General features: G+C 35.1%; 25 protein-coding genes. 16 read left to right on the top strand and 9 right to left on the bottom strand.

Going from position 1 to position 21,667, the window contains the following annotated elements:
- Positions 1–21 precede the first annotated feature (21 nt).
- On the bottom strand, positions 22–1,404 hold the full coding sequence (locus A994_RS07605) for an MFS transporter (RefSeq protein ID WP_048204163.1): 1,383 nt from the start codon (positions 1,402–1,404) through the stop codon (positions 22–24).
- A gap of 224 nt (positions 1,405–1,628) precedes the next feature.
- On the opposite strand from A994_RS07605, the gene A994_RS07600 reads away from it, so the two are divergent.
- Positions 1,629–2,414, top strand: a complete 786-nt coding sequence (locus A994_RS07600; protein ID WP_237739721.1) for a TrmB family transcriptional regulator — start codon at positions 1,629–1,631, stop codon at positions 2,412–2,414.
- Positions 2,415–2,488: 74 nt separating this feature from the next.
- Here A994_RS07600 and A994_RS07595 read toward each other — a convergent pair whose 3' ends face one another.
- On the bottom strand, positions 2,489–2,893 hold the full coding sequence (locus A994_RS07595; protein ID WP_004030830.1) for a pyridoxamine 5'-phosphate oxidase family protein: 405 nt from the start codon (positions 2,891–2,893) through the stop codon (positions 2,489–2,491).
- A gap of 138 nt (positions 2,894–3,031) precedes the next feature.
- On the opposite strand from A994_RS07595, the gene A994_RS07590 reads away from it, so the two are divergent.
- Positions 3,032–3,373, top strand: coding sequence for a winged helix-turn-helix transcriptional regulator (locus tag A994_RS07590; RefSeq protein ID WP_004030829.1), 342 nt, complete (start codon positions 3,032–3,034; stop codon positions 3,371–3,373).
- Positions 3,374–3,483: 110 nt separating this feature from the next.
- Here A994_RS07590 and A994_RS07585 read toward each other — a convergent pair whose 3' ends face one another.
- The gene (locus A994_RS07585) at positions 3,484–4,680 is read right to left on the bottom strand and encodes a GMC family oxidoreductase N-terminal domain-containing protein (protein WP_004030828.1); all 1,197 of its coding nucleotides are present in this window, start codon (positions 4,678–4,680) and stop codon (positions 3,484–3,486) included.
- Between the two features lie 181 nt (positions 4,681–4,861).
- Here A994_RS07585 and A994_RS07580 point away from each other — a divergent pair, with 181 nt between their 5' ends.
- Positions 4,862–5,596 (top strand): ZIP family metal transporter, encoded by a 735-nt coding sequence (locus A994_RS07580; RefSeq protein ID WP_004030827.1) that lies wholly within the window; start codon positions 4,862–4,864, stop codon positions 5,594–5,596.
- A 68-nt stretch (positions 5,597–5,664) separates the two neighbouring features.
- Here the strand turns inward: A994_RS07580 and A994_RS07575 are convergent, their stop codons facing one another.
- From A994_RS07575 to A994_RS07560, 4 genes are all read right to left on the bottom strand, one after another.
- The gene (locus tag A994_RS07575; protein WP_004030826.1) at positions 5,665–6,132 is read right to left on the bottom strand and encodes a putative immunity protein; all 468 of its coding nucleotides are present in this window, start codon (positions 6,130–6,132) and stop codon (positions 5,665–5,667) included.
- Positions 6,133–6,280: 148 nt separating this feature from the next.
- On the bottom strand, positions 6,281–6,742 hold the full coding sequence (locus A994_RS07570) for an HXXEE domain-containing protein (RefSeq protein ID WP_004030825.1): 462 nt from the start codon (positions 6,740–6,742) through the stop codon (positions 6,281–6,283).
- A 463-nt stretch (positions 6,743–7,205) separates the two neighbouring features.
- On the bottom strand, positions 7,206–7,589 hold the full coding sequence (locus A994_RS07565) for a DUF1801 domain-containing protein (RefSeq protein ID WP_004030824.1): 384 nt from the start codon (positions 7,587–7,589) through the stop codon (positions 7,206–7,208).
- A 296-nt stretch (positions 7,590–7,885) separates the two neighbouring features.
- Positions 7,886–8,626, bottom strand: a complete 741-nt coding sequence (locus tag A994_RS07560; RefSeq protein WP_004030823.1) for a hypothetical protein — start codon at positions 8,624–8,626, stop codon at positions 7,886–7,888.
- A 784-nt stretch (positions 8,627–9,410) separates the two neighbouring features.
- Here A994_RS07560 and A994_RS07555 point away from each other — a divergent pair.
- Together A994_RS07555 and A994_RS07550 are read left to right on the top strand one after the other, a co-directional pair.
- Complete coding sequence (locus A994_RS07555; protein WP_004030822.1) at positions 9,411–9,851, top strand: hypothetical protein; 441 nt, start codon at positions 9,411–9,413, stop codon at positions 9,849–9,851.
- A 646-nt stretch (positions 9,852–10,497) separates the two neighbouring features.
- Positions 10,498–12,393 (top strand): alkyl/aryl-sulfatase, encoded by a 1,896-nt coding sequence (locus A994_RS07550; protein WP_004030821.1) that lies wholly within the window; start codon positions 10,498–10,500, stop codon positions 12,391–12,393.
- A gap of 71 nt (positions 12,394–12,464) precedes the next feature.
- Here the strand turns inward: A994_RS07550 and A994_RS07545 are convergent, their stop codons facing one another.
- Both A994_RS07545 and A994_RS13545 read right to left on the bottom strand, forming a co-directional pair.
- Complete coding sequence (locus A994_RS07545; protein WP_004030820.1) at positions 12,465–13,061, bottom strand: HXXEE domain-containing protein; 597 nt, start codon at positions 13,059–13,061, stop codon at positions 12,465–12,467.
- A 78-nt stretch (positions 13,062–13,139) separates the two neighbouring features.
- Entirely contained in the window at positions 13,140–13,289 is a 150-nt protein-coding gene (locus A994_RS13545; protein ID WP_237739720.1) for a hypothetical protein, read from the bottom strand.
- Between the two features lie 472 nt (positions 13,290–13,761).
- Here A994_RS13545 and A994_RS13285 point away from each other — a divergent pair, with 472 nt between their 5' ends.
- From A994_RS13285 to A994_RS07495, 11 genes are all read left to right on the top strand, one after another.
- Positions 13,762–13,911, top strand: coding sequence for a hypothetical protein (locus tag A994_RS13285; protein WP_157787269.1), 150 nt, complete (start codon positions 13,762–13,764; stop codon positions 13,909–13,911).
- 119 nt (positions 13,912–14,030) lie between these two features.
- A complete protein-coding gene (locus A994_RS07535; RefSeq protein WP_192812709.1) occupies positions 14,031–14,972 on the top strand; it encodes an ABC transporter ATP-binding protein in 942 nt (313 codons plus the stop codon).
- 1 nt (position 14,973) lies between these two features.
- On the top strand, positions 14,974–16,248 hold the full coding sequence (locus tag A994_RS07530) for an ABC transporter permease (RefSeq protein ID WP_004030817.1): 1,275 nt from the start codon (positions 14,974–14,976) through the stop codon (positions 16,246–16,248).
- 92 nt (positions 16,249–16,340) lie between these two features.
- Positions 16,341–16,727 (top strand): DUF488 domain-containing protein, encoded by a 387-nt coding sequence (locus A994_RS07525; protein WP_004030816.1) that lies wholly within the window; start codon positions 16,341–16,343, stop codon positions 16,725–16,727.
- A 394-nt stretch (positions 16,728–17,121) separates the two neighbouring features.
- A complete protein-coding gene (locus tag A994_RS07520; protein WP_004030815.1) occupies positions 17,122–17,568 on the top strand; it encodes an Ig-like domain-containing protein in 447 nt (148 codons plus the stop codon).
- Positions 17,569–17,681: 113 nt separating this feature from the next.
- Positions 17,682–17,861 (top strand): hypothetical protein, encoded by a 180-nt coding sequence (locus A994_RS13400; protein WP_237739719.1) that lies wholly within the window; start codon positions 17,682–17,684, stop codon positions 17,859–17,861.
- Positions 17,862–18,099: 238 nt separating this feature from the next.
- Positions 18,100–18,561, top strand: a complete 462-nt coding sequence (locus A994_RS07510; RefSeq protein WP_004030813.1) for an HXXEE domain-containing protein — start codon at positions 18,100–18,102, stop codon at positions 18,559–18,561.
- Between the two features lie 457 nt (positions 18,562–19,018).
- The gene (locus A994_RS13060; RefSeq protein ID WP_004030812.1) at positions 19,019–19,132 is read left to right on the top strand and encodes a histone-like protein; all 114 of its coding nucleotides are present in this window, start codon (positions 19,019–19,021) and stop codon (positions 19,130–19,132) included.
- A gap of 6 nt (positions 19,133–19,138) precedes the next feature.
- Complete coding sequence (locus A994_RS07505) at positions 19,139–20,134, top strand: COG4280 domain-containing protein (protein ID WP_004030811.1); 996 nt, start codon at positions 19,139–19,141, stop codon at positions 20,132–20,134.
- Between the two features lie 726 nt (positions 20,135–20,860).
- Positions 20,861–21,274 (top strand): hypothetical protein, encoded by a 414-nt coding sequence (locus A994_RS07500; RefSeq protein WP_004030810.1) that lies wholly within the window; start codon positions 20,861–20,863, stop codon positions 21,272–21,274.
- 25 nt (positions 21,275–21,299) lie between these two features.
- Positions 21,300–21,500, top strand: coding sequence for a helix-turn-helix transcriptional regulator (locus A994_RS07495; RefSeq protein WP_004030809.1), 201 nt, complete (start codon positions 21,300–21,302; stop codon positions 21,498–21,500).
- Positions 21,501–21,667: the final 167 nt, after the last annotated feature.

Raw genomic sequence — 21,667 nt, 5'->3', positions numbered from 1 at the left:
GTCACATGAAAAAAGAATAAATTATTTCTTATTTCGAGCTAAGGATGCGAAAATCGCTATTACACTTAAAATTACGGAAATAACAAAGGTGACTTTAATACTCATTAGCAGTTCTGGATAATTTTGTGGAGTGAATTGAACAGAACCAATATAAACTGCAAATACCAGTAAAATTAACCCCATTCCAAAGGTCTGGCCTAAAAGTCTCATTGTACCTAGAATTGCAGAAGATACTCCAAAGTACTTTTTTTCCACGGATCCCATGATGGCATTTGTGTTGGGAGCAGAGAATATTCCTATTCCTATTCCTATTAATGCTAAGGCTAATGTTATAGTGTACAAACTTGTTTCAGCGTTAATTAATGAAAGGATTAATAGACCAATGGAAATAATTACCATTCCCAGTGAAGCCAGTTTTCCAGGATCGAACCTATCAGAAAGTTTTCCAGATACCGGTGAGATAATTACCATGAAAATTGTTTGAACAACCATAACTAGGCCAGTTATCTCCGGGTCATATCCTTTAATGTATTGCAAGTACAAACTCAAAAGAAAACTCACTGCAAAGGTACCTATGTAGGTTATTAAGGTTGCCATGTTAGAGAACGCAAACCTTCTATTTTCAAAGAATAATTTCACTTCCAAAACTGGATTTTCAACCCTTAACTCCCAGAGAATAAAGCCAATGAAACCTATAACTCCTAAGACTACCATTATAATTCCAAATGTTTCAGTTATTGTTGAAAATCCAACCAGAACCAGTGATAACATTAGGATGTAGAGTAAGGTTCCCCATTTATCCAGTTTTTCTCCTTTGCATTCACCCCATTCTCCTTCCATTGTCCATAGAACCAGAACCAGAACCAGTAAGCAGAGTGGTACAATACAGTAAAAGATACTTCTCCATCCCAAGTACTGTGTTAACAGACCACCCAGTACCGGTCCCAGGACCAACCCTGCATATCCTGCCGTGAGGTTGATTCCTATTGCTTTACCTCTTTCTTTGGGGTGGAATACTGATGTTATCATTGCCAGACCAGTGACAAATATCATTGCACTGGCAATACCCTGAAGGGCCCTCATTATTATAAGAAACTCAGCTGAAGGAGATAGTGCAGCCAGGATGGTGGAGATGGTTAAAATCACTATTCCATAGGTGAAAACTTTTTTCATTCCATAAATATCGGCAATTTTGCCAAGGGGCACTGCAAACATGGCTGATGTTAAAATATATCCAGTTGAAATCCAGCTTAAAAGGATGGCATTAACTGCCAGATCACCTGAAATTGTGGGAAGGGCAATGATCAGGGAAGTTCCCATGAATGGAGTTAAAAAGGTGGCCAAAGTAGCAATAAGTAAGACCACGGTTTTGTTCACTTCTTCTGTTGAGTTATTTCCTTCCATTTTCTCCATCTTAACCCCTTCCACTATTTATTACTCTTCACCAGCTTTATTACCCATTACCCATTTCATTAGTTCTAACACTATTAACCAGTTCTAAAAGTCATTCCACGAGTTTTAATACTCTTAACCAGTTCATTAGTCCTTTTAGTCATATAGTTTTAAATTCACATGAACATCATATAAATATAATGTAACTTTAATAGGTGAACAGGTGACTGAATATGATGTTTGATGAGAAGATGGTATCATCATTGCAAAAACTGGGTTTATCCAGTTATGGTGCAAGGACTTACATTGTTATAACGAATTTTGGTCCGGTTGATGCTACAACTATTGCTTCAGAAGCTAATATTCCAAGGACTAAAATTTATGATGTTTTAAACAAGCTGGAAAGAGACGGGTGGATAACTGTGGATCAGGGACGTCCTAAACTGTTCACAGCTTGCGATCCAAGGATGGTTATTGACAGAATGCAGTCTGATCTTATGGGTGAAATTGACTCCTTATCCAGTGAAATGTCCATGATGTATGATCAGCAGATAAAAAAGGAGATACCTCGAGTATGGTTGATTCATGGCAAAAAGAGCATTACTGCCAAATCAGTGGATATGGTGTCCAGAGCTAAAAAAAGCGTTATGATGACGGGTGATCTATATTTTCCTGAAGAAATTGAATCTCTCAAGCCCATTATTTTGAAAGCTAAAAAAAACCAGATCAGTTTTCGAATTATTGCGGGGGATGTTATAAAGACCAGTGAAGGTGAAATTAACCTTATTAGATCATTTGAGGATGTTCAACCTGAGATGATAGTCTCTGGAAAACCGCCCATTAAGTACGTGGTGGTGGATGAGAAAGAGTTGTTGATCGTTTTCCCTAAAATTAATGAAGATATCCTGGATCTAAACAAAGTTGTAGCCTTGTGGATTCCCAGTCCAGCAATAGCATCTTCAATGGCAGACATGTTCAATATGCGATGGAATACTTATATCCAGATGCAAACAGGACCCTAAATTTGTGTAAGAATACACCTCAAAATGTAATGGATCACTATTTTAAAAAATAATTAAAAATTTAAAAAAACAGATCAGAGCAAGAACTCTTTAGGAGGTTCACCTGAAAAATCAGCAATTGTTGCTTTTGCATCCTCAAGATAAAATATCTTGAATATAGGATTATCTGCAGTTTGATAGAGTGACTTTACCAGTTGGCTATTGTCAATTATTGCCTTTTTAATTTCAATATCTTCAGAAAATACAACTTTACCACTGAGCCTTATCCACCTAAAATCAGGACTAGAAGTCGTGATTTCAATATATGGGAATTTCTGGATCTGTTGATAAACATCTTTCTGGTTGTTGGTACAGAAATAGAGTTTTCCGCCATTTTCAAGCATGAACTGGAATGGTCGGACTTTGGGTTTACCATCCAAACCAATGGTTGCAACGTAGGTTACTGGATTTTCATCTAAAAATTTCACTACTTCATTCATAACTGTGTATCCTCCATTAATAGTTAAAGTAACTGTATAATGTAAAGTATATATAGGGCCTGTATCCAAGGATAAAGCAAGTATCAACTGGTAAAGTTGGTATTATAACCTAGTTTCAAGATAATCTAACGTGATAAAATGAGTGAATTGAAATATCCCGATGGTTTTGAAGAGATAGCATGCCCGGTGGAGAAAACAATACTGTTGATCGGGAATAAATGGACTCTGCTAATTGTTAGAGAACTGGTAATGGCTAATGGGCCTTTAAGATATAACGAAATAGCAAAGGCTTTGCCCAGGATCAGTTCAAGGACCTTATCCTCTAAATTAAAAAATATGGTTAATTATGGAATAATTGAAAAAAATATCATTGATGATTCACCCATTAAAGTGGAATATTCTCTAACGGAAAAAGGTAAACAATTACATAAAATAACTCGCCCAATGGCTGAATGGAGTGAAGAGTGGCATACATTCTGAATTTTCAATTATTAATCACTTTAACGATTATTGTTCATCTTGATTAACAAAAAAGTATTCACTATCAAGAAGAACCCCTCCCATATTCAACTAACTAGATGATATATTCATTAATTTTCGCTTAAATATTTAGCAAGCCTTTTTGCAAGAGCCATGATGGTGAGAACTGGTGGAGATCCAGGAGAACTGGGGAAAACACTGGCATCTGCTACGTATAAACCATTTATCTCAGTTTCTAGATTGGTGTCCACTACTTCTCCGATAGCTGCAGTACCCCCAGGATGAGCACCTCTAGCCGGAGTTGAAACAATAGTACTGGTGTCTACTCCTGCAGTTTCAAGAATTGCACCAGCAACGGCAGAACCTTCAGTTAAAAGGCCAACATCGTGTGCAGTATTTTCTTTAACCACTCCAGTCTCTGTAACCATTCCAGATCTATCATCTTTGATCATCACCATCATTCCCAGAATATCATTCGCACCATATCCTGTTGTTTTTAACATTTCCGCAGTTGTGCTGGTATAATGGGGTGTTAAAATGAAATCAATACCTTTCCATAGGGAATTCGTGGACACTTCTTTGTTAAACTTGATGTCTTTTAGGATACCTCCCACTGTTATGAATGTATCAACAAACAATTGCTCCCCAGCATTCAGACCAGATCTAACAAGTATCCGGGGAGTTTCAATGGCCCCTGCAGATAATACGACCATATCAGAATAGTATTCTTTCTCATCAGTTTTTACCCCTTGAACCACTCCATTTTTTGTTATAATCTTTTCAACAGATGTGTTTGATAAGATCTTTACTCCAGAATTCTCTGCTTCTTCAAGATAACTTAAAGCACTCCATTTGGCATGTCTTGGACATCCCAGAAAGCATTGCCCGCAAGGTATGCATTTTAAAGGATCAATGAATTTGGGCATTTTTTCCATTTTCAAGCCCAAATTTGAAGCAGCCTCCACGATGTTTCTCGTTCCTTCTCCTATATGGGAGTCTGGAAGTGTATTTACATTAAGTTCACGCTCTACTTCCAGAAGTTCATGGTCAATATTAATCCCAATATTTTTGAACTCTTTTTGACAAGTTCTAACTGCGTTACCTGCTGTAACCAGGGTAGTTCCACCAACACAGGTGGCTTTGAGAAGTTCTACACCCACATCCATGTTGTCATAACACTGATAAGCTTTTGCAGCATTTATCCAGTTACCCTTTTCGAAGATAGTGACATCCATCCCCTTTTCTGCCAAGTCTTTGGCAACAGTAGCCCCTCCAGCTCCGGATCCCACAACCAGTACTTTTTCCATCAAATCTCCCTCTTAATTATCTTAATATCCTAATTTTTTTTTTCGTTAATATTTTTAGAATACACGAAACTTGAATTGATAATTTTTTCATTTTAATGAATGGTAAAGATGTCAATAATTATTTGTGTATAAATTAATAAATTATTACTTGAAAGTAAATGGTTTTAGAAAAGGGATAAACATGAACGAACTGCTGGTAATATTCTTGTATTCCTTATTACCGGTCTTAGGAACTTTTGCAGGTGGTCTTACTGCTGAATTCTTTCAAATAAGTAAAAAGAATCTAAGTTTAGCATTGCATGCCGCCACTGGAATTATTCTTGCAGTAATAAGTGTTGAATTAATTCCACGTTCTTTAAATGCAACTACTCCCTGGATCGTAATCCTGGCATTTGTGGCAGGCGGTGTGTTTTTTGTCATTCTGGACCAGCTAATAAATTACATGCAGGTAAAAAGTGGTGATCTCAGCCAGTCCACTGCTGCATGGGCCATTTTTGTAGGCACCACCATTGATTCGTTTACTGATGGTTTAATGATTGGAACCGGGGCACTGGTATCTATAAACCTGGGCCTGTTACTGGCAGTTGGTGTAGTTTCAGCAGATTTACCCGAAGGTTTTGCCACTGTTGCTGCATTGAAAGATAAGGAAATTGAAAGGAAAACTCGAATTCTTTTACTCATCTCCGCAAGTGTTCCAGTTTTAATAGGTGCAGCTGCTGGCTATTTACTGGTTAAAGGGCAGTCACCCATTGTGGAATATTCTATTTTAGCTTTCACTGCAGGGATACTGTTAACAGTTACTGTAGAAGAAATAATTCCAGAATCACACAAACATGGAGAAGCCAGATTAGCAGCACTGGTGCTTATTTCCGCATTCGCACTATTTACATTGATTTCCAACTATTTACCAACATAATATTTAAAATAAAAATGTGCAATCCCTATACATAGATTAAAATGGCTGGTCAAGGTCATTTAATTCATTTATCGTGTTTTTGGAATTGATTGCAGCTGCTTTATTTGCCATAATCGTTCTCCAGTAACCTTTTCTATTTGGTTCGGGTAAAGAAGATTTATCACCTTAATTGCATAATCAGACGCCACCATTGCGTGTTCTTTCATATGTCCGGTTGCAATAGATTGACCCACAACCCTTAATGCAGTTTGAATTACTTCATCTTCCGACTCCCTTGCTAATTTGTGAATTTTAAAACCAGCCTGCCTAACATCATGCATGCGAACTTCTCCGCGTTGCCATGCCTCATTTATCAGATAGCCTTCCTTAATAACAGGATTTTCAGGTTCAATATAGTTTACTAATTTTAAAATATGTGTTGATAGTTTTAAAGCATAATTACACATTCTGATTTGAGATGAAACTTCATATTCTGAATCTAATATTTCCCGTAATGCGCTATTGTCATTAATTTTAATTTTTGTCTTTGTAACCATGAATATCTCCTTACTTATGTGTTAAGTTAAAAAAAAGGATTTAAAAGAATTAAGGGAATTTTTAAGCCATAAATTATTAGTTTAATGTTAAATTAGAATTTATTTGAGTTTAGATCCCTCAATTCTTTTTAGAACAATAAGAGTCCGCCTATATTTTCCCCTTTCTCTTTTGCTGTATCATGGTTGGTATGTACATAATTCCAAATCCTATGATAACCGACAGTGCCAGATCCAAAGTGTTTAGTAATCCAGATCCCAGGAAGTTGTAGTAAACATACAATGAAACCGGGACGTATATTGCACCAGCAGTCACAACACCCGGAGAATATTCACCTGTGCGTAGGGTGTAGTATGCATGGATTAGGAAGTTTGAAAATATCCATGCAGCGGTGGATAATCCAATAATCAGTGTTATTTCGTTGGGATAGAAGATTGCAAGTGATGTGGCTACGATGACGTATGCCATGAAAATAACATTTCCCAGAACAAACTGCCCAAATGTTTCAGGTGCACCAAGATATCTGGTTGCCCAGGGCACGAATCTTGGGGATTCTTCTAAAATATGTACAAAATAAGCTACAGGTACCAGCCATAACATATTCAAATCCATAATATCCCCTCTCTAAAATTCATAGTATAACTTTTACACTTTTTTTATTTATAGTTACCAGTAACCTTCATAAATCAGCCAGTTAAGGAAGTCTACACATGTCCAGTTATAAACAAAGTAAACCATACGGAAACTAGGACCTCACGTAGGACATAATGCTTAAAAGTAGGGTTCAGGACACATACTCCCTAGCCCTATCCTATGAATTAAAAATAAGTCACATGACAGTTGTGCCAATTACTTAAATGTGAAAAGTTCACAAGTTAATTTTTCAGTTGATGATATTCTGAAACTACCAAGACAGACAGAATAACGGGATTTTTTTTGATACAGTCCTGGACCTAAATAATGAAATAAAAAAGTTGAAAGTGGGGTTAGAATGGCTTATTTTTTTAAGCTAACATGGTGAATTATATTAAGTCCCTAAGACTACTACGACAATTTCCAGGGGAAAGTGGCAAGTTCAGTCCTCAGACACAGCTTTCTTCACGAGAGAAGTGATCATCATCTCTTCAGTGACAGTCAACTCTTTTAAAGCGAAGGAAGTGGACCATAAGTTGCCTTCATCAAGTTTTGCTCCCTCAGTAAAGCCCAGTGTCATGTATCTCTCAGACGCATCGCCGCGGAAGAAGCAGATGACCTTACCATCCTTGGCATATGCCGGCATCCCGTACCAGGTCCTTGCTGAGAGGGTTGGTGAACTGGCTTTGATGAGGTTATGGAGCCTCTCCCCCATGGCACGATACTTTCCGGGCATCGCAGCGATCTTTGCAAGCACCAAACTTTCTCCATTGGCTTTGTCTGCATGAGGAGCGTGTTTTTGCCTATTATTAGTTGTTTTTTTCATGAATTACCTCTTATCCTTTTTTCATAGTGATTATATAATCATGTGGGCAAATCATTTGCAAATCAACTTTGTATTAAGTTATTCTTTTATTAAGATATTAGTATGTTTATAAAAATAAATTTTTCATTCAGACTAAGAAATCGGCTGCTGTATTTCCAAAAATATTAATTTAATCCCTAATTTGTATTTAATCACTAATTCAAATATTTTTTACCACAAAGAGTGTGATAACACCCTGAAAACTATGTAGTCCATTTTAAAAAGAATTTAAAAAGAATTTAAAAAAAGAGTGTTAATCATTGGAAGTTGCTTGCGAATTTTGTGCCGAAATAGTTACCATAATTGTTATTTTTGGCACCTGTTTCATTTATTGCTTCTTCAACACTCAGTATATTTGGAAATCCGCTATTAAATCCATTTCTCCAGCCATAATATTTGATTTTGTAGGTTCCCCCAACTTTTAGCTTGTTGAAAATATCCCTTGTATTAAATTTACCAAACAGGAAATTTTCCATATTAAAGAAACCTTCATTGTCCGTTGTGACTAGCAATAATTGGTCTGCATTGCTTATAGTCATCATACCATTATTATCAGGAATTATTCCAGGCCGGGGTTCCCATCCTTGAACTGTGATTGTTTTTTCCTGTATAGAGGGTACTTCATATGAATAGAACCAGTATACACAGCCAATTGGGTACACTATTATGATTGCTACAATAAAGGCAAAAGCAAATACTATAATTTTTGATCCCCAGTCTGTTGATCCCCTGCGCTTTGATCGCTTGTGATGAGATTCATCCATATGGGCTTCTTTCTGATGTGATTCCTTCAATTGGGCGTCTTTGTGATGTGATCCTTTATGATGAGTGTCTTTATGATGGGATTCATCCAGATGGGATTCATTTTGATGTGTTTTTTTGCGATTCGATCTTCTCGATATTACTATCACAGAAACTGTGGCAATAATTAAAGGGATAACTACATACATGCCAATTTGTATGAAAAGTCCTTCTAACCAGCTTGGCGGTACAAACATTTTTTTATTCTCCTTCTATTTCTCATGATTAAATGAGTAATACTACGCTAAAACATTAACACAATTAAATTAGCCCATATCTTACCCAAAAATTTAATGAATTTATTTTCATTGAAAAATCCATTCGGACTATCACTTATTTATACCAATATTCAGATTTAAATTCACATTATGCTTATCCAAAGTCTTAGAGCCCTATAATGAACTTCTCAATTCATCGCCAATAGTTGCTTCAAAGTTATATTTATTACTTTCCATTCGTATTTTATCATACTGGTAAGTCCTGTGAATAAACAGATGCTTAAACTGGGAACCCAACAAGAATGGATTTAAATAAAACAGGATTGTTTTCAAAGCAACATCTGCATATCCTGCAAGTTCTTCAACACCCTACCAATAAATAGAGGAAGCCACAAGGAAATAAGAGAACATATGTCATGACATAAGATTAAATGTAGGGTTCAGGACGCATACTTCCTAACCACCCCGATGGCTAGAGAAAAAGTTAGCTGAGACAATATGTCGATTGCTTAAATGTGAAAATTTCAAGTTAATTCTCAAAGATGTGATAAGAAAACTGCAAAGAAGAATAATAGACTTTGCGATAGTCACGTCAATGAATAAAGAATTAAGATATTTAAAAATTGAGGTTTGAGGATTTTTAGACAAATAAAATTATTAAACTAAGTTTTTATATTACTTCCAATCAACCTAGTTTGATCATTATCAGAAAATATGAAGATATTTGAAATAATAATTAAAAATTATTAGTAAAATGGTTAAAATGGAAAAAGGATCACCCAAAAATAACATTATTTTAGGCAGTATCTTTATGATTGTTGCTGTTGCGAACAATTACATAATGTTTGAGGGGTTATGCGCATTTCTTATTGTTTTAGGCATATTTGAGAGTAAAAAATATGATAACAATAAACTTCTTTTATCAATAACAATTTTAATTTTAGCAATATCCTTAATATTAACTTACTTTCAAATGTCAGCACCTTCATATTCTGGAAATGTGTTTTTTAACTATTTAGTTGCAGTATTATTTGTTTTAATTGTTATACTATTTGCATATGACTTAACACACGATTACAAACTCTCTAAAATTAGTAAAATGGAAAATACAAGTCAAAAAATGAAGGATATTATTGCTATCCTCCTTTTGGTGATAGGTGCAATTGTGGGACTAATGATTGGAATATACATCTATAAAATTTAAAACTCAATCAATAATTCATGACCCAACTACATTAAAATGAACTTAACCTATTCATAAAATTTTTACTTTCTATTCTTTACAAAAAAATTCTCTAGTTTTTACTTATACCAATAATATTCTCCCGTTAGGATTTTTAGAAAAAAACTGAAATGTATTGCTCGGATTGTGATTCATACTGGCCTAGTTCAGTTACGTAAATGGGAATTAAATAGTGAAATTTGACTAATTTTAGTGTATCTAAAAAATAGTATTTATTAAATATTTTATACCATTATAGTGTTTAATTATATACTATCAATAATTGACTTGAAGGAATTTAGATGGGAAATGAGTAGAATCGGGGTGATGATCTAATTTTTGTGGATGAAAATATTTAAATAGGAAACTATTGCCGTTTTAAAACTTTAAAAGCTCTGTTTGGTATGAGTAAATGCTAAAAAACCAAATTATTTACTCCACTTTAAATAATTGGGAAAATAATGGCTACAAACAAAAAAAATGGGCTACAAAAATTAATTGATTTTTTATAAAGCTTTGAGAATAATTATTCAAAATATGCTTAAAAAACCTATTCACCACTCATTTGGGATTTAAAAGGGAAAATATTCAAAGGAATAAATCTGTACATAATAAAGCTTGTGATACTATGGAAGAGTTTACAAAAAATAGTAAGGATGCATCGCAAATAACCAAAAAATTTAACGAAGAACTGAAGGAAAAACTACCCTTTAGTGATGATGTTGACTTTAAAGAGGCCCAAAAGGGCTTTATAGAAACTGATGAAAGTTTAATCATTAAAGGTGACGACGCAACTATTCTCTGGGATATGAAGGGCTATGAATTCCTTAAGGGCGAGTGGGAGCCAACTGTTAATCCCAGTTTGTGGAGACAGGCACAGCTAAATTTGTACAGTGGACTATACAAGGTCCAGGATAGGGTTTATCAAATACGATCATATGATATAGCTAATATCACCATTATTGAAGGGGATAGTGGGATAATAGTCATTGATCCTTTAGTTTCTAATGAAACTGCCAGGGCAGGAATGGAATTATACTATAAAAATAGGGGAACTAAACCAGTAAAAGCGGTTATTTACACCCATAGCCACGTGGACCATTATGGTGGAGTGAAGGGTGTTATAAGCCAGGAACAGGTAGATAAGGGAGAAGTTCAGGTTATAGCTCCGGAAGGTTTTATGGAGGAAGCCATGAGTGAAAATGTATATGCAGGAAATGCCATGCTCAGACGGGCCAATTACATGTACGGGTTCACCCTGAATAAATCAGCCAGAGGGCAGGTAGATGTGGGCCTGGGAAAAAATGCATCTGTAGGATCTTCCTCCTTAATTGCTCCCACCACAATAATCAGGAAAAGTGGAGAAAAAATAACAGTGGACGGGGTGGATATTGAGTTTTTAATGGCCAGTGGAACCGAAGCCCCGGCAGAATTCATGATGTACTATCCTCAGTTTAAATTATTTAACGCAGCAGAAGTTGTGACCCATCACATTCACAACATCCTTACTTTAAGAGGTGCCAAGGTACGGGATGCCAAGAAATGGTGGAAAGCAATTGACAGCATACTACTCACCTACGGTGATGAAATAGAGACTCTCATAGCACAGCATCACTGGCCTAAATGGGGAAATAACAAGATCATTGACATGCTAAAAAAGGAGAGAAATGCCTACAAGTTTTTACATGACCAATCCTTAAGATTGGCTAATCAGGGACACACACCAATTGAAATAGCAGAAGAAATGAAACTCCCCCCAAGCTTGGAGAATGAATGGTACTTAAGGGATTATTATGGTAGTTTCAACCACAATTCAAAGGCCATATACCAGTTCTATTTAGGCTGGTACGACGGAAATCCAGCAAACCTGTACGCTCTACCACCAGAAGAAGCTGCTAAAAGATATGTGGAATTCATGGGCGGACCAGAAGAAGTTCTCAGGAAAGCTAAAAAATCCTTTGATGAAGGGGATTACCGTTGGGTGGCTGAGGTATGCAAACACCTGGTATTTGCCGATCCCAGCAACAAAAATGCCCGTTATTTAGAAGCAGATGCACTGGAACAGTTAGGATACCAGACAGAAAGTGGAACATGGAGAAATAATTTCCTAGTGGGTGCTGCTGAATTAAGAGGAAACAAAATTGCCACATCGGTAGATATAACAGATGCACTCTTAAATATGCCCACAGAATTATTATTCGAATTTATGGGACTTTTAATAGACAAAAATATAGCAGAAGGGAAAGAAATTAAAATAAACCTGGATTTAACCGATAGAAACCAAAAATGCAACCTGGATTTTGAAGATTCGGTTTTAATACCCCGGATGAACTACCAGGAAACATCACCCGACATTGAACTGGCTCTTTCCATTCCAACATTTGTAGCCCTACTGCTTGGTGAAACCAGTTATGATGAAATTACAAATGACAAATCAAAATTTAAAGGAAATCCTGAAGATTTAAAAGAATTTTTAGAACTTTTTTCAGGTTTTGATTACGAATTTAACATGGTGATACCATGAATTAAATTTTATTTTTATTTTAATCCACTAAACAAATTAGAAAAATAATTAATAAAATGAAAAATTAGTACCTATTCTTCTTTTCGTTTACTAGTGGTTTTCAGAAGCAGGACCCCTATAAAACCAACACCCAGTACCAATGAAAGTAGCCAGTCCAGGGAGCTTAAAGCATGGGCATGATAGGCATAGAAGATGGTTACCACACAAAATGGGTTTAAAACCAACCAGGTGGTTAAAAATCCAGGATTATAACCTGGTTTTTTTATCTGGAAGATAATGGTATGTTGTATGCCGTTTATGAGTAACTGGAAGAATATTAACCCCATACCAACCCATGGTAAAACAGTGACCAGTAACGCACCCAGTACAGCCCAAATCCAAATGGACATGTTTACAAATAATTTGTAAGCTGGCGATAGGGGTGAGTCTTCCTCTGGTGGATCTTTACTCAATACCGTGTAATAGTTGGCGAATTTTTCAAACCCGATTGGAGAGAGAATATACTCTTCTGTTTCATGGATCATAACCAGTGGTAGATGAATCCAGTATAAAAAAGCAAGCCATGAAAAATTAGGGTCACTAACTTTGAAGCAGATGAAAATAGTTATCAGTATTGGCCCTAGAAAAATCCCCAGTCTTTCCCAGATGTTATTATACGTTTTATACATTTTTTAACCTGGAATTATTTTTTTCCTGAATTTTCCCATTAAAAAGAAGAATATTGAAAAAACTAACTTTTGAAAAAATTAACTTTTTTCATCTTCATCTGGCCCATAGGTTAAAGCAGCAATGGTTAAAAGAATGATTGCTGCAACTATGATTACGATTGCGATATTGACAATGGTCAATGCAGAAATGCTATGCAGATAAAGTAAAGTCGAAACTATCGATATCAACCACACCAGGGTAATAACCCATCCTTGCCACGTTCTTGGAGCCGGCCCATAACCAACACGTTTAGGCCCAAACCAGGGCTTATTTGTTATTTTTTTCATATTTCCCCGTCCTATTATTATGTATTATAAGGTATGTGTTTGAATACTTAATAAATATGTGCAGCCATGAGTAAAAAAAGTATTAATGACAATATTGCTGAATATATGCTTCAGATTTTCTTGGAAACATGGTATAAGGCATATGGATTAATTAATTTTAAAATTCACCAGTTAATTCATAAATGGGAGTGCATTGACCATTAAGGCCCAAAAATTGATTTAACATAAGAATCTTATTAGTATTATGAAATCTTAAATCTACCTAAAATGTCCACAGTGCAAGGAAAATGGGTTATTCATTGAAAGACCGGGCCGATATTTCCGTGATAATTGCATGTATGACTACGCCTAACTAAAGGATGATCCTGCGAAATTGGATGAAATACTGCTTGAAAACATTCAGGAGGCTGCATTTGGTCCTGTAATTACCATGACCCTTTATGAGTGGGTGACTCTTAAGACTCACCATGACCGTGGATCATGTGAAAGATTAGCAGAGGCTAATGATATTGGCATAATGTAAAAAAATAGTAAATTAGATTTCCTAAAAATCCCATTTTACTGATATTTATAGTAATTGACATTTTGTTATTTTTATAAATAAATTCTTGATTTAAAAAAGAATGCCAGGAAGATATTATGGTGAATGAGTTCATAATCGAGGCAAAAAATCTCTTTAAATCTTTTGGAGATTTTGTAGCAGTAGATAATCTTAATTTAAAAATAAAAAGAGGGGAAGTATTTGGATTTTTAGGCCCTAATGGTGCTGGAAAAACCACATCAATCAAGATGATGGTGGGTTTACTTCGCCCAACTGGTGGGGAAATATTAATTGATGGTGAAGACATTGCCCATGCAGATAGACTTAAAATTGGAATATGTCCTCAAGACATAGTTTTATGGGAAAGCCTTACCTGTAAAGAGAGTTTGAAGTTCATGGGCCAAATGTACGAAGTTCCAGAGGATATATTGAAAACTAGAGTAAAAAACCTATTAGAAGACCTTATACTAACGGATAAAGCAAACACAATGGTTTCTAACCTATCCGGAGGAATGAAACGCAGATTAAATCTAGCTATGGCATTAATACACTCTCCAGAGATAGTAGTTCTGGATGAACCTTCAGAGGGACTTGATCCTCAATCAAGAAGGGTTCTATGGAATTTCATCCGTTCATTGAGGGATAATGAAGGGAAAACAGTTATTTTAACCACACATTTAATGGATGAAGCAGACGGACTTTCAGATCGCATTGCCATAATTGATCATGGAAAACTGTTACGACTGGATACTCCTGAAAATCTTAAAAAAGAGTTTGGTGAGGGAGATATAGTGGAGATACACTTGGCTGATTCTAAAATGAATCAGGAAGTGATTTTTAGACTTAAAACCATAGAAAATATTGATTCAATTACTGAAGTTGATGGTAAAATAAACATAAAGACTTTAAATGCAGTTGGGAAACTTCCAGAGATAATGAATAAAGTTCAGGAAATGAATAATGAGATTGCTGATTTATCACTGCACCCCAATACATTGGAGGATGTTTTCATTGAATTAACTGGAACCAGTTTGAGGGAGTAACATGAAATTCATCAGTGTAGCCATTAAAGATTTTAAAGAACTTATAAGAGACCGCAGAGGTCTTTTCATGATATTGCTCTTTCCCATGTTTTTCATGATCATTTTTGGAATTGCCTTTGGGGGTATGGGTACAAGTAATGAAACTCATAATCTGGCAGTTGTTAACCTTGATGAAGGTGCAACGATGCCATTAACCAATGAAGATGTTAATTTTGGAAATAATCTAACCGAAATTTTACGTGATTCTGAATATGAAGATAGTGATGTTAAGTTATTTAACGTTATAAATACTTCAGAATCTTCTGCAAATAAGCTTATACAGCTTAAAGAAGCTGATGCAATGATCATAATTCCCAAAAATTTTTCACAAACTACTGTGGATAAAATGGAGGATTCAATCACTGCGCAAACAACAGGAACAACATCATCTAATAATAATTCAAATAACGATACCCTTAAATTAATTATTAGTGGAGATTCATCCAGCATGGGCTTTGCAGTTTCTCAAGTAGTATTGATTAAAATAATAGGGGAGTATCAGGATAATCTGGTGGCCAATATCCAAAGCCAGACATCAGGATCTTCGGCTAAACCTCTAAAATTGTTTGAAGGAGATGTGGAATCAGTTTCTGGGACGGAATCTTTTTCCCAGTTTGACTTCCTAGCTCCAGGAATGATGCTGTTTGCCATTTTACTTCTGGCCACTACAGTGGCAGCCAGTTTAACCAAGGAAGTGGAAAAAGGTACTTTAGCTCGTTTAAGAATATCCAAAATGCGATCATTTGACATGTTATTTGGTGCACTAATCCCATGGTCAATAGTGGCAGCTATTCAGGTTTTAATTCTACTTACAGTTGCTTTGATAATGGGTTTCAACTGGCAAGGAGGTTTAAACTCCATTGTGCTGGCCATGTTTATAGGAGTCATTGGAGGAATTGGTTCTATTGCATTGGGAATGATAATTGCCTCTTTTGCAAAAAATGATACTCAAGCATTTAATTTAGGTATAATGGTTGTGGTACCTACCAGCTTCGTGGTTGGAGCATTTTTCCAGCTTCCCCAAGTAGTGGTAGGTGAAATAATGGGTAGATCTTTCCAGATATATGATATACTTCCCTGGACTCATATTTTAAATGCATTGAAATCAGTTTTGATATATGGAAATGGATTGAGTGCCATTACTTATGACCTGGCCTGGAGCGCAGTTCTCACCGCCATACTATTTATAATAGGCATGGGATTGTTTTCCAGATTCAGATTAAGTGTTGAAAATTAATAAGTGACTTAATCAGTTAATCAATAATTAAATAATGGCAGACAAATAGAGGATAAATAACTTTTCCATGAAATTTATATGCGGAGAATTTCATGATAAAAATTAAAAATATTCAAGAACCAGCACTGAATGAAGATGGTTTTAGAATAATGGTTGAAGAAATATGTGTTGAGGACGTAGACTTTGAAAAATCAGAAGTTAACTTATTTCTTAAGGAAATAGCACCATCATCTAACTGTTACGCTTTTTTAAATAAAAATAACCTGAATTTTGATAAATTTAAAGAACAATACCGTAGTGAACTCAAAAATAAAAAAACACTACAGGGCATAATTAGAAATTTAGAAAAAGAGAATGGTACTATTACATTATTGTATTGTTCTGGAGACCCAGTGAATAATTGTGCGGCTGTTTTAAAAGAAAAACTCCAGGGGTACCATGTTATCCGTGGTTCTGTAAGTAGAATCCACGGTGGTTAATTGATTCAAGTGATAAATAATCATTAGGCATATTAAATAAGAGATGGAAATGATTTTTAGTTAATTTTAATTGGTTATTTGATTTTAATTCTATTTTGAACCGTTATTTAAGTAAAAACTATTTAAATAAAATATAATGATTAAAATAACCGCTTAATATTCATTTAATTTAATTCAGATTTTAAAATGATTATGTTGAAACTTATTAGAGTTTGAAATTGTATATAAAATACGTAAACGTGAACAGTTCCCCAATTAATTTGAATAATTAATTTCTGTCTATTTCAGTATTTTTTTCTTACAATAACTATTTTTAATATAATATTACATCTTTAACAGGAATTGTAATTTTTTACATTTTCCAAATGTTATAAAAAAAATTGCGGAGGATACAATGTCAGACATTCCTGAAGAAAGGAAGGAAAAAAAAGGATGGTGGCAACGACGAACCACAGCTACTAAAATTTTGATTGGAATTTTTGTTGTGTTTTTGATAATAATTATAGCTGCTGTGGCTCTTGGTATGTGGTTTGTTATGTCGATAACAGCACTGAATGTCACAGATATCAAACCGGTTAGTCAATCCATGGATACATTTGAAGTTACTGGAACTACAGAGCCTGGGGCTAATTTAACCATAAACAATCAAAGTGTCACAACCGACAGTGCAGGTAAATTCTCATACCAGCTAACCAATGTTGAATTGGGTGCGAAAAATATTACTTTTGTATCAAAAGGAAAAGGAAAACTACTAAGAACACTAATTTTGGAGCTAAACGTTTCTTTAAACAATGACTTTTATAGCTCAAATGTTCAGTTTATTAACCAAACCTTTTTCTAAATTTATTTTTTATGAAAATTTCCATTTTTTACAAAACATAAAGCACCTATTATTAAGCTCTTCAATACCCAGCTAATTAATAGATGAAATGCAGAGAATTCAGGACCCCAATGATGGGACATAAGCTTAAGGATAGGGTTCGTGACGCATATTTCCTAGCCGACCCAGATGACCTACGAAAAAGTTACCTGAGACAGTATCGATCACTAAATATAAAAAGTTCTCCAATTAATTTCTCCTTGGATGAAATCAATAATTTACAAAAACAAGTCGTGGAAATGAAAAAAGAGTAAAAGAGTTGAAGGGTGAGGCTTGAGTGGGGCTTATTTTTTTGATTATTTAGTTGCTCTTATTGCAAGTAACTATCAAAGGTTGGAGCTAAAATGATTAGGCAAAATTTTATTTTTAGGAAATTTTGTTAGATATGAGTAAATATTCTATTATTAATTTTATTCAATTTTATAATAAATAGTTATTTATTACTATAAATTTTAAAAAATCATAATTAATTTTAAAAGGGGGATTAATAAAATGGATTTAAGTATTTTATGGCTTGTACCAATAGCTTATTTTATACATATTATTGAAGAAGCACCAAGATTCATGCCTTTCGCTATAAAGTATTATGGACAACCTAAAAACTATAAAGAGTTCTTCGTTGGAAATATTATTCTCATGGCTTATGTTCTAATATCAGTATCTCTTGCAATCTTTTATACCAATGAATGGACTATGGTGATAGGATTAGCCACTGCTGCATGGATATTTACAAATTTTTTAATGCATGCATACTATACCCTGCGGTATGGTGAATATTCTCCAGGTGTAGTCACTGCAAGTGCAATATACGCACCTGTAACAGTTTTCATCTACTATAACTTTATAATATCTGGAATACTAAGCACAACAGACATTATATTGTCCATGATCCTTGGATTTGTAATTATGTATGTTCCAACACTTATGCAAATGAAGAGACATGGAAAAATATAGAAAAATTAATAAATTTGGAAAATATTTTTATCAGACTTCTATAGGTATTGATGTATGATACCAGTTTCCAGGGTATCCCATCTTATTTTATATTTTTTTAATTTCAAATGCTCTTCATTACTCATTAAATAACTGGGAACCAAATGAGGATGCTTCAACAAAGCAACCAGTCATATGCTCAGGAAATTCTTCAACACCCAACTAATAAACGCAGGAATGGCAGAGGAAATCCGGGAGCATATGGGGACATAAACTTAAGGATAAGGTTCAGGATGCATACTTCCTAGCTGACCCCGATGACCTCCGAAAAAGATAGTTGAGACATATCGAATACTTAACTAGTTCATTAGATTTTTAATTACTTAAAATATTTAAGTATTATTTTATTATGAGAACATCTATACCATATTAATAGCAATGAATCATTTTAATAAAATATAATGATGTGGTGAGATTTATGGAATTACCAAAAGCTCCAGTAGGTAGAATCATGAAAAATGCGGGTGCTCCAAGAGTAAGTAAAGATGCATGGGATATTTTAAGGGATTATTTAAGGCAATTGCAGGAGTAATGTTGTATGATCTGGTCTCTTTTTTTACCGGCTTTTTTGGCATCTATCGTTGAATTCGTCGAAGCCCTAACTATCGTACTGGCCATCGGTACAACAATCAACTGGAAAAGCAGCTTGTGGGGTGCAGTTGCAGGATTTGCCGTATTGGCGGTGCTTGTTGCAGTGTTTGGCAGCGCTATCGTCCTGTTTGTCCCTATCGATATCCTGCGCATTGTGATCGGAGTTATTTTAGTGCTTTTCGGTATCCAGTGGCTGGAAAAGGCAATTTTACGTTATACCGGGCTCAAGGCCAAACATGATGAAGCCAGAATATACGAGACACGTAGACATGAGTTTGATGATATGGGCGAAGATAGCTCTAAATTCAGCAAATTCGGTTTTCTAACTTCCTTCAAAAGTGTACTTCTTGAAGGATTGGAGGTCGCCGTGATCGTTATCACTTTCGGTTTGACCGGCGCTACAGATGCATTTCAAGGGCTTTCAACAACCAGTATCGCTGCTCTTATGGCGCTCATTGTCGTGATGGTGCTGGGTGTGGCGATACGCAAACCGCTTACCAATATCCCTGAAAATACGCTCAAGTTCATGGTGGGCATCATGCTAGTGACATTCGGTACATTTTGGAGCGGAGAAGGGCTCGGCATCACATGGCCGCTTTCTGATCTGTTTATCCTCGTGCTGATCGCGTACTATCTACTGTTGTGCCTGCTACTAATCAAGTGGATAAGCCAACGTACGCTGAATTCAAATATAAAAGAGCCAACCCAGCAAAAGTATCCTATTCCGCTCCGCATCCTGAGGGAGCTTTTTGACTTTTTCTGTGGAGACTGGACGGTCTTTTGGGGCTTTACCATTACCATAGTTGCTGTATTTTTCCTCCACAGCATCAGCGCATTCCCAAGTGCTCCGCTGCTTCTAGGTGCCATACTAGTCGCAGGTATCACTATAAGCTTGTGGGCCGCTATGGGAAGACAATCACAATCCATGCAGACTAAATCATGAAATAAGCACCAAAGGAAGATTTAAATGACAAAAGTAACAGTTTCAAGTTTGATTAAGATTGTTAAATAAACTAATTTTCTAGTTAGTTTAATGAATCAAATGTGAAAAAATAGTTCAAATAATATAACCCCAACAAATTAGCTAGCATTAATTACTTGAGACATATCGACTACTTAAATATCAAAAGTTCTCCAATTAATTTTTCCTTGGATGGAATCAGGAAACTAACACAACTTGTTGCAGGAATGAAGAAGGAGTTAAAGGAATTGAAGGGTGAGGTTTGAAGGGTTATTTTTTGGATTAAAAAAAGACTCTAAAGTGGCTGTTTTTCTCCTGAAACAACTTGATATTCTTAAGAAACTGTGACCAATCTTCTTTTTTGTGGTTTATCTGCGTACTTGTTGTAAACTCTCAGTAAACTGCACATGTAATCAGTTAACTCATTTAATGTGTTTATTTATACTGACTCCATCCACCACTTCTCTACCTGTTTTGCCACCCACATAAACATAAAACTTTCTTCTTTTATTTCTCAGGCAGTGCAGATACAGTCTGTGCTGCCTCCATCCTGTGATTTAAATTAATTTTCAAAATATTCAACTGATTAAACAGTTAAGGGAAGATGAGTTATATTCGGAGTAATATTTTTCCACAAAATAGAAACATTTAAATAATATGTAATATATTTCTTACATAAAATGTAATATATTTTTGACAGGTGGAAAAATGATTATTGCAAAACCAGAATGGTTCAAAAGAAAAAATCGGGGTTTTTTGGGTTACAAAATAACCTGGCAAGGGGCAGTTTATTTAACAGTTGCAATAATAGGTCTTTTATTTGGAATATTATTCACAGAAAATTTAATTATTAATTTAATTGCTACAGTATTATTCCTTTTCTTATTTATGGATGCATTAAGCGCATCTTTAAAATCACTGGATGAAAGAGAACAGATCCACTCCGCCATTGCCATGAGAAATGCTGCATGGGGGATGATCATAACCATGATCATCATGTCCATTATATTCTCAAGCTTTAGTGGAATTAAAGCTAATTTAAGCATATTATTCATAATTACAGCACTCATAGGTGGAATAATAAATGTCATGACCCTATATAAACTGGAGCGGAGGAGTTGAAAACGAATTAAAACTGTGGGAAAAAATGAAGACTGAAATTAAAAAATTTAGAAAAGAGCTTAAAATGACTCAGGAAGAGTTAGCAGAAGCTGTGGATGTAACCCGACAGACAATCATTGCTCTAGAGCAGGGAAGGTACAATCCATCATTAATCTTAGCATACAACGTGACAAAAGCTTTAAAAAGAAAAAATATTGAGGAAGTGTTTATTCTAGAAGAGATATGATAATTGCGGAGGAGATTAGACAATTTTCTTATAATAAACCTTAAAATCTTGAAAATATCTTTAAAAACAATCAATAAGGGGAACAAATTTAAAAAAAAGTAAATTGAGGCGAGTAAATGGGCATATATGGATTATCGTTTAAGAATTTGAAAAGAAGGAAGTTGAGG

This window comes from Methanobacterium formicicum DSM 3637, assembly GCF_000302455.1.
GTDB lineage: Archaea > Methanobacteriota > Methanobacteria > Methanobacteriales > Methanobacteriaceae > Methanobacterium > Methanobacterium formicicum_A.
This window is presented reverse-complemented; position numbering and strand designations above follow the sequence as displayed.

What these genes read in the sequence shown, in the direction of transcription:
- A994_RS07605 (WP_048204163.1), bottom strand. Translation starts at nt 1,404, where the DNA reads ATGGAAGGAAATAACTCAACAGAAGAAGTGAACAAAACCGTGGTCTTA.
- A994_RS07600 (WP_237739721.1), top strand. Translation starts at nt 1,629, where the DNA reads ATGTTTGATGAGAAGATGGTATCATCATTGCAAAAACTGGGTTTATCC.
- A994_RS07595 (WP_004030830.1), bottom strand. Translation starts at nt 2,893, where the DNA reads ATGAATGAAGTAGTGAAATTTTTAGATGAAAATCCAGTAACCTACGTT.
- A994_RS07590 (WP_004030829.1), top strand. Translation starts at nt 3,032, where the DNA reads ATGAGTGAATTGAAATATCCCGATGGTTTTGAAGAGATAGCATGCCCG.
- A994_RS07585 (WP_004030828.1), bottom strand. Translation starts at nt 4,680, where the DNA reads ATGGAAAAAGTACTGGTTGTGGGATCCGGAGCTGGAGGGGCTACTGTT.
- A994_RS07580 (WP_004030827.1), top strand. Translation starts at nt 4,862, where the DNA reads ATGAACGAACTGCTGGTAATATTCTTGTATTCCTTATTACCGGTCTTA.
- A994_RS07575 (WP_004030826.1), bottom strand. Translation starts at nt 6,132, where the DNA reads ATGGTTACAAAGACAAAAATTAAAATTAATGACAATAGCGCATTACGG.
- A994_RS07570 (WP_004030825.1), bottom strand. Translation starts at nt 6,742, where the DNA reads ATGGATTTGAATATGTTATGGCTGGTACCTGTAGCTTATTTTGTACAT.
- A994_RS07565 (WP_004030824.1), bottom strand. Translation starts at nt 7,589, where the DNA reads ATGAAAAAAACAACTAATAATAGGCAAAAACACGCTCCTCATGCAGAC.
- A994_RS07560 (WP_004030823.1), bottom strand. Translation starts at nt 8,626, where the DNA reads ATGTTTGTACCGCCAAGCTGGTTAGAAGGACTTTTCATACAAATTGGC.
- A994_RS07555 (WP_004030822.1), top strand. Translation starts at nt 9,411, where the DNA reads ATGGAAAAAGGATCACCCAAAAATAACATTATTTTAGGCAGTATCTTT.
- A994_RS07550 (WP_004030821.1), top strand. Translation starts at nt 10,498, where the DNA reads ATGGAAGAGTTTACAAAAAATAGTAAGGATGCATCGCAAATAACCAAA.
- A994_RS07545 (WP_004030820.1), bottom strand. Translation starts at nt 13,061, where the DNA reads ATGTATAAAACGTATAATAACATCTGGGAAAGACTGGGGATTTTTCTA.
- A994_RS07530 (WP_004030817.1), top strand. Translation starts at nt 14,974, where the DNA reads ATGAAATTCATCAGTGTAGCCATTAAAGATTTTAAAGAACTTATAAGA.
- A994_RS07525 (WP_004030816.1), top strand. Translation starts at nt 16,341, where the DNA reads ATGATAAAAATTAAAAATATTCAAGAACCAGCACTGAATGAAGATGGT.
- A994_RS07520 (WP_004030815.1), top strand. Translation starts at nt 17,122, where the DNA reads ATGTCAGACATTCCTGAAGAAAGGAAGGAAAAAAAAGGATGGTGGCAA.
- A994_RS13400 (WP_237739719.1), top strand. Translation starts at nt 17,682, where the DNA reads ATGGGACATAAGCTTAAGGATAGGGTTCGTGACGCATATTTCCTAGCC.
- A994_RS07510 (WP_004030813.1), top strand. Translation starts at nt 18,100, where the DNA reads ATGGATTTAAGTATTTTATGGCTTGTACCAATAGCTTATTTTATACAT.
- A994_RS13060 (WP_004030812.1), top strand. Translation starts at nt 19,019, where the DNA reads ATGGAATTACCAAAAGCTCCAGTAGGTAGAATCATGAAAAATGCGGGT.
- A994_RS07505 (WP_004030811.1), top strand. Translation starts at nt 19,139, where the DNA reads ATGATCTGGTCTCTTTTTTTACCGGCTTTTTTGGCATCTATCGTTGAA.
- A994_RS07500 (WP_004030810.1), top strand. Translation starts at nt 20,861, where the DNA reads ATGATTATTGCAAAACCAGAATGGTTCAAAAGAAAAAATCGGGGTTTT.
- A994_RS07495 (WP_004030809.1), top strand. Translation starts at nt 21,300, where the DNA reads ATGAAGACTGAAATTAAAAAATTTAGAAAAGAGCTTAAAATGACTCAG.